Genomic DNA, 7543 nt, shown 5'->3' with positions numbered 1-7543 from the left:
CGATTCCGGGCCGACGCCGAGGGCGGCGAGGTGGTGGGCGAGCCGGTCGGCCCGCGCGTCGAGCTCGGCGTACGTCGTCGTCTCGCCCTCGTGCACGACCGCGGCCGCGCCGGGGGTGCGTGCCGCCTGGGCCGCGAACAGCTCCGGTACCGTCGCGGGCGGGATCTGCCCGTCCGTGGCGTTCCAGTCGACGAGCAGCTTGCGGCGCTCGTCCTGGCTCAGCACGCCCGTCTCGCTCAGCCGGATCTCCGGCTCGGCGACGACCGTCTCGATCACGCGCCGCAGCCGCTCGGCGAACAGCGCGGCCGACTCCGCCGTGAACACGTCCGCGGCCACGATCACCGAGCCGCGCAACCCGGCGGGCGCGCCGGCGGCGTCGAACAGCTCACCGGCGCTGACCTCGACGTCGAACCGCGACACCGCGCCGCCACCGCCGGGAGCCTCCGCGGCACCACCGCCGCTGGGGGCCTCAGCGACGCCTCCGGCGCGCACGCCCGGCAGGTCGACGGCCGCCTGCGCCACGTTCTGCACGGTGAGCAGCACCTGGAACAGCGGGTGGCGGGCCAGCGAGCGGTTCGGCGTCAGCTCCTCGACCAGCTTCTCGAACGGCAGGTCCTGGTGGGAGAAGGCCGACAGGTCCGTCTCCCGCACCCGCGCGAGCACCTCGCGGAAGGCGGGGTCGCCGGACACGTCGGTGCGCAGGACGAGCGTGTTGACGAAGAAGCCGACCAGGTCCTCCAGCGCGACGTCGGTGCGCCCGGCCACCACCTGGCCGATCGGGATGTCGGTGCCGGCGCCCAGCCGCGACAGCAGCACCGCCAGCGCCGCCTGCATCACCATGTACGTGGTGACGCCCGCGCCGCGCGCCACTTCCACCAGCCGCGCGTGCGTGTCAGGCGGCAGTTCGAACGGGGCACTGTGCCCCTGGTGGGTGGCGACCGGCGGGCGGGGCCGGTCGAACGGCAGCGCCAGCTCCTCCGGCGCGCCGGCCAGCGTCTCCCGCCAGTAGTCGAGCTGGCGTGCCATGACGCTGCCCGGGTCGTTCTCGTCGCCGAGCAGCTCGCGCTGCCAGAGCGTGTAGTCGGCGTACTGGACGGGCAGCGGCTCCCAGTCCGGCGCCCGCCCCGCGCACCGGGCGGCGTAGGCCAAGGAGACGTCGCGGGCCAGCGGGCCCTTCGACCAGCCGTCGCCCGCGATGTGGTGCAGCACCACGGCCAGCACGTGATCGTCCTCGCCCGCCGAGAACAGCCACGCCCTGATCGGCACCTCGGCGCCCAGGTCGAAGGCGTGCTCCAGCACCTCGCCGGCCGGTCCGGCCAGGTCGGCGGACGGGGGCAGCTCGACGAGGGTGAGGTCCCAGTCGAGGTCGTCCATGCCGAGGATGCGCTGGTACGGCTCGCCGTCGGCCACGCCGATCACCGTGCGCAGCACCTCGTGCCGTTCCAGGACGTCACGCAGCGCGGTGGCCAGCGCCCGCTTGTCCACCCGGCCCGTCAGCCGCAGCGCCACCGGGATGTTGTAGGTCGCGCTCGGGCCCTCAAGGCGCTCGATGAACCACAACCGGCGCTGTGCGAATGACAACGGAATCATCAAGACCCCTTTTGCTCACGTTGCCCAGTGACGTTCTCGGGGCGGGCGGAAATGCCGCCGAAACGAAATTCAGCGGATCAGTGAATCGGTAGATCGGCGAGGTGAATCTGTGAGTCGGCGAATCGGCGCGGAAAAACGGGCGGAGTGGCGAAAGTGCGCATCACCGGCCCGAGCAGTGCCGTTTTCGCCACGGCCCACTATGGCCTACGCCTCGCCGGATGAACAATGCCGCGCATTCCTCCCGCCCGCCCGTGGCGTTCAACTGCGCCGGAGCCGCGGTTGAACGCCCGCGGAAGGCCCGGGGAGGCCAGGGAGGCGGGGAGGCCCGGGGAGGCTCAGTCGCCGCCCGCGGCCGTCATGACGGCCGCGGCGGGCGTCTCGGACACAGCGGGCGTGCCGGGCGCGAGGGGCGCGTCCGGTGTGTCCGGCATGTCCTCGGGGTCGCGCAGGCCGAGCCAGTCCAAGGCGTCGTCGAGGTCCGCCGTGGCGCGGATGGCCGCGCGTTCCTCATGCGTGAGGAAGCCCTCGGCCACCACGTGGTCGAGCATGGCGATCAGCGGGTCGAAGAAGCCGCCTTGATTGATCAGCACGACGGGTTTCTCATGGAGGCGCAACTGGTTCCAGGTGGCCACCTCCATCAGCTCGTCCAGCGTGCCGAGCCCGCCGGGCAGGACCGCGAACCCGCTGGACAGGCGGTACATGAGGGCCTTGCGCTCGTGCATGGACCTGACCACGTAGATGTCACCGCCGGCGAGGTCCGGCCGCTCCCGCTCGTACAGGTGGTGCGGGATCACGCCGGTCACGGATCCGCCGGCGGCGGTGACGGCGCCGGCGACCGCGCCCATGACGCCGAGCCCGCAGGCGCCGTAGACCAGGCCCGCGCCGCGGCGCGCCAGTGCCTCGCCGAACTGGCCGGCCACCTGGAGGTGCCGTGCGTGGGCGCCCGCGCGGGCGCCGCAGAAGACGGCGATGGACCTGCCCTGAGATGATGCTCTGCCTGCCATGTTCGTCTCCAAGCGTCAGTTCGCGTATCTCTCGTCGTAGCCGAGGACCGACTGCAGCAGCACGTTCGCGCCCGCGATCAGGTCGTCCCCTGCGCTGTGCTCCTCGGGTGCGTGGCTGATGCCGCCCCTGCTGGGCACGAAGATCATGCCGATGGGCGCGATCCGCCCGATGACCTGCGCGTCGTGGCCGGCGCCGCTGGGCAGGGTGAGGTGGCTCAGGTTCAGGCTCTCGCCGGCCGCCGCGATGACGTCGCGCAGGCCGAGGTCGCAGGAGACGGCCGGCACGCTGTTCTGGCCGGCCACGTCGATGGCCGTGCCGGTCCTCATGGCGATCTCCAGGATCTCGCCCCGCAGCCGCGCGGCGGCCTGCCGCATGGCGGACTCGGACACGTCGCGCAGGTCCACCTGCATCGTGACGATCCCGGGCACGACGTTCCAGGCGTTGGGGGCCAGCGAGAGCGAGCCGACGGTGGCCACCCGCACGGGCCCGTTGCGGCCGGCCAGGTCGCGCACCGCGAGGATCACCTGGGCGGCCGCCACGAGCGCGTCCTGGCGCAGCTCCATCGGCGTGGTCCCGGCATGGGAGGCCTTTCCGCGCACGGTGACGTCGAGGGTGGAGCGGCCGGTGATGGCCTCCACCACCCCGATGCGGACGTTCCCGCTCTCCAGCACCGGCCCCTGCTCGATGTGCAGTTCGAAGTAGGCGGCCACCTCGTCCGCGGCCCAGACGGCCTGGTCGAGCCGGCCGGGGTCGCCGCCCATCTCGGTGAGCAGGTCGGCGACCGGCCTGCCGCGGTCGTCGGCGGCGGTCAGATCGCTTTCGTCGAGGGCGCCCACCATCGCGTGCGCGCCCCACATCCCCCTGGTGCCGAACGCGCCCTCCTCATTGTTGAACGCCACCACGGCCAGCGGGTGCGACAGGAGGATGCCGTGCTCATTGAGCGCGCGGGCGACCTCGACGGCCGCGAGGACGCCGTACGCGCCGTCCAGGGCGCCGCCGTTCGGCACCGTGTCGATGTGCGAGCCGAGCATGAGAACGGGCAGGTCCTGGCGCTGTCCCGGCCGGTATCCGATGATGTTGGCCGCGCTGTCGATCCGGGTCTGGAGCCCGGCCCCGACCATGAGGTCGTGCACGAGCTTGCGCCCGCGCAGGTCCTCGTCGGTGAAGGCGAGCCTGGTGACGCCGCCGTCGGCGGTGGCGCCGATCGCGCCGAGGTCACGGATGGCGGCCAGCAGCCGGTCGCCGGCGATCCGCAGCGTGCGGCCTGGTCGCCTCGTCACGCTGTCCCTCATGACGACGACCCCTGGCCTGCCCGCCGGCTCGCCGCCGGTGAGGCCAGGCGCTCGGCCAGCTCGGCCAGGTCGCGGCCGTGCTGGATGTCGGCCACCGCCACGTCGAGGTCGAGGTCGGCGCTGATCCTGAAGGCCATCCTGGTGGCCAGGATGGAGTCGCCGCCCAGATCGGCGAAGTTGTCGCATACGCCTATCGGCTCCACGCCGAGCAGGTCCTCCCAGATGACGGCCAGCGCCGACTCGATGGGGGTGCGGGGGGAGATGAACGCGTCCGCCGCCGGTCCGCGCGGTTCCCTGGGGTCGGGCAGCGCCTTGCGGTCGACCTTGCCGTTCGCGTTGAGCGGCACGGCGTCGATGGCGTGCAGCGCCGACGGCATCAGGTAGGCGGGCACCCGCTCGGCGAGGTAGGTCATGAGCTCCTCCTCGGTCACCTCCGCGCGGGGCACGTAGTAGCCGACCAGCCGGCGGCGGGAGCCGTCGCCGAGGATGGCGGCCACGGACCTGGCCACGGCCGGGTGGCCGGCCAGCACGGACTCGACCTCGCCCAGCTCGACCCGGTAGCCGTTCAGCTTGACCTGGTCGTCGACCCGGCCGAGGAATTCGAGGTTGCCGTCCGGCAGCCATCGGCCCAGGTCGCCGGTGCGGTACATGCGGGCGCCGGCGACGTCGCCGAGGTAGGGGTCGGGCACGAAGCGGCTCGCCGTCAGCGCGGGCCGGCCGGCGTAGCCGCGCACCACGCAGGCGCCGCCGATGTAGAGCTCGCCCGCGACGCCCACAGGGGCGGGGTTCAGCGCCGCGTCCAGCACGTACATGGTGGTGTTCGGGATGGCCCGCCCGATGGGGAGCAGGTCGCGCTCGACGGGACCCTGCGTGTGGAAGACGGCGTTGCCCACCGACGCCTCCGTCGGGCCGTACTCGTTGAGCACGACCGTGCCGGGGTCCAGCCGCCGCCAGTGGGTGAGGTTGCGGCTGGGGAAGGCGTCCGCGCCGACGACGAGGGTGCCGGCCAGGTTCCTGGCCGCGGTCCTGCCGAGGGTCTCGGAGAGCAGGTCCAGGTGCCCGGGGGTCAGCTTGATGAAGGTGAACGGCGCCAGCCGCTCCAGGCGGGCCCCGAGGTCGTGCACCGGCAGCTTCTCCGGCAGCATGCAGACCCGTTCGCCCATGATCAGCGGGGTGTAGATGTTGGGCACGATCATGTCGAAGGCGAAGGAGGAGAACACCGGCGCCCCGCCGCGGCCCCGGCTCGCGTATCCCTCGACGCACCAGTGCAGGTAGTTGGCCAGGCCGGAGTGCGGCACCTGCACGCCTTTGGGCCGGCCGGTCGAGCCGGAGGTGTAGATGACGTAGGCCAGGTTGGCGGGGGTGGCCAGCGGGCCGAGGTCGTGAGCGGGATGGCGCTGGATGTCCGCGGCCCGCGTGTCGGTGCAGAGAACCTGCCAGTCCCCCTCGGGAAGCCGGGAGGCGAGGTGCGCTTTGGTGACGACGAGCTGGGCCTGGGCGTCGTCGAGCAGGAAGCGGAGCCGCTCCGCCGGGTAGCCGGGGTCCAGCGGCAGGTAGGCGGCGCCGGACTTGAGCACGCCGAGCAGGGTGACGATCATGTCCGCGTCCCGCTCGGCGTGCACGCCGACCACGGTCTCGGGTCCGGCCCCGAGCTCGAGCAGCTCTCTGGCCAGCCGGTTCGCCCTGGCGTTGAGCTCGGCGTAGGTGAGTTCGGCCGCGTCGCTGAGCACCGCGAGCGCGTCGGGGGTTTTGGCGGCCTGCCGCTCGATGAGCTGCTGCACGCACTCGTCGCGCGGGTAGTCGCGCACGGGCCCGTTCCAGTCGACCAGCATGCGCCGTCTCTCCGCGGCGCTCAGCGGGGAGAACGTGTCGTGCGGGCCGTCCGGCCCGGCCATCGCGGTCAGCGTGGCGAGGTAGTAGTCGCGGATCGTCAGCGCCTGCGCGTCGTCCAGCTTGCCGGAACGGTAGTCCAGCGCCAGCGTCAGGCGGCCCGAGCGGGAGTCGCGGATGAACCGGGTCGAAAGGGTGAAGTTGTTCGGCTCGACGCGGTGGGTGATCGAGACGCCGTCCTGGCCGGGCCAGGCGTCGGGGAGCGCCACGTCGCTGTACTCGAACATGGAGTCGAACAGTTCGGCGCCGCCCACGTCAGCGGTGATCCTGGCCAGCGGATAGTGGCTGTACGGGAGCATCGCCTTGGCCCGGCCGTACACCCGTCGCACCAGATCCCGCCAGCCCCCGCCCGCCACGTCCACCCGGAGCGGCAGCACGTTCAGGAAGAGACCGGCCGAGGGGCCCGGCGCGGGCGGGCGCATGGTCACTCCGGTGGCGACGTCGCCGGCGCCGGTCAGCAGGCTGATCACCTTCAGGTGCGCCGTCAGCAGCACGTCCTCGATCGGCACGCCCGCCGCGCCGCTCAGCGCGCGCAGCGCGTCCGAGAGAGCGTCCGGCACCGGTGACTCGATCGACCGGTACGCGGTGGCGTCGCAGACGCCGGTCGCCACCGCCACCCCGGACGCGGCCGGCAGGGGCGTCAGCGTGTAGCCGAGAAGGTGGTCCCGCCAGCGCTCGCCGTGCTCCGCGCCGACGGCAGCCTTCTCCGCCGCGACGAACTCGGGGAACGCCTCAGCGGGCGGGGCGGGGAGCACGGCCGCCGGGTCGGCGAGCAGGTCCGCGTAACGGCGCAGGACCTCGCCGAGCACGAGCGTCAGGCTGTGCCTGTCGAGGATCGCCTGGTGGTAGACGACGGTCCAGTGGAAATCGTCCTCCGCCCAGCGGTGCAGCACGCTGCGCAGGAGGGGCGCCTGCGCGAGGTCGAACGGGCGGCGCCGCTCGACGCCGAGCGCGACCCGCAGATGCCGCTCCCGCTCCTCCTCGGGGACGCCGCCCAGGTCGTGGACCTCGCGCCGCACCGTCGCCACCGCGTGCACGAGCTGCGTCGCCTCGCCGAAGCTGCTCAGGTCGAAGGAAGTGCGCAGCACGGCGTGCCGGTTCACCACGTCCTGGACGGCCCGGTCGAACAGCTCCAGGTCGAGCCGGGCGCCGCGCAGGCGCAGACTGCAGGCGTTGAGGTAAAGCGTCTCGCCCCCGCCCGACAGCGCGTGGTAGACGATGCCGAGTTGCAGCGCGGACATGGGATAGGCGTTCTCCACCCCGAGGGGCATTCGGGCCGGCCTGGTCGCCGACCCGTGTGCGAATGACAACGGAATCATCAAGACCCCTTTTTCTCACGTCGTCCGGTGACATTTTCGGGGGCGAACGGAAAGCCACTGAAACAGAATTCCAGCACGTCGAAGAAGAGAAAATGGCGGTGAAAGCGGGAATCACCGGCGCGGGCCGCGCCTTTATGCCGGGCTCCACTATGGCGTACCCGCCGGTGCCTGAACAATTGCCCGAATTCGGCGCCGGGCGGGGCCGTACCGGGGCAGGGCGGCGCGAGCGTTCAACTGCGCCGAGGCCGCAGTCGAACGCTCGCGGGGGACGTCGCCGTCAGCGCTCGCGCATGGGGCGCAGGGCGGGACGGGTGCTCTGCTCCTCGCCGAGTTGCCGCGCGAGACTCGCCACCGTCGGGGCGTCGAACAGGGTGCGGACCTGGATGTCCGCCCCGAGCAGGGCGCGGATGCGGCTGACCAGGCGGACGGCGAGCAGCGAGTGGCCGC

At 72.5% G+C, this 7543-nt stretch carries 5 protein-coding genes; all 5 read right to left on the bottom strand.

Annotated elements, in window-relative coordinates; all coding sequences use genetic code 11:
* Window positions 1-1590: condensation domain-containing protein (locus ABFX54_RS55255; protein ID WP_346115367.1), on the bottom strand; the 1590-nt coding region annotated here is incomplete at its 3' end.
* Between the two features lie 335 nt (window positions 1591-1925).
* A complete protein-coding gene (locus ABFX54_RS55250) occupies window positions 1926-2594 on the bottom strand; it encodes an LOG family protein (protein ID WP_346115366.1) in 669 nt (222 codons plus the stop codon).
* A gap of 15 nt (window positions 2595-2609) precedes the next feature.
* Window positions 2610-3875: a Zn-dependent hydrolase gene (locus tag ABFX54_RS55245; protein ID WP_346115365.1), complete on the bottom strand. Its 1266-nt coding sequence runs from the start codon at window positions 3873-3875 to the stop codon at window positions 2610-2612.
* An 8-nt stretch (window positions 3876-3883) separates the two neighbouring features.
* The gene (locus ABFX54_RS55240; RefSeq protein ID WP_346115364.1) at window positions 3884-7048 is read right to left on the bottom strand and encodes a non-ribosomal peptide synthetase; all 3165 of its coding nucleotides are present in this window, start codon (window positions 7046-7048) and stop codon (window positions 3884-3886) included.
* Window positions 7049-7373: 325 nt separating this feature from the next.
* A complete protein-coding gene (locus ABFX54_RS55235) occupies window positions 7374-7532 on the bottom strand; it encodes an acyl carrier protein (RefSeq protein WP_346115368.1) in 159 nt (52 codons plus the stop codon).
* Window positions 7533-7543 lie beyond the last annotated feature (11 nt).

Source organism: Nonomuraea maheshkhaliensis (assembly GCF_039529435.1).
Lineage (GTDB): Bacteria > Actinomycetota > Actinomycetes > Streptosporangiales > Streptosporangiaceae > Nonomuraea > Nonomuraea maheshkhaliensis.
Note: the sequence above shows the minus strand (reverse complement) of the source record. Positions and strands in the feature narration are given on the sequence as shown.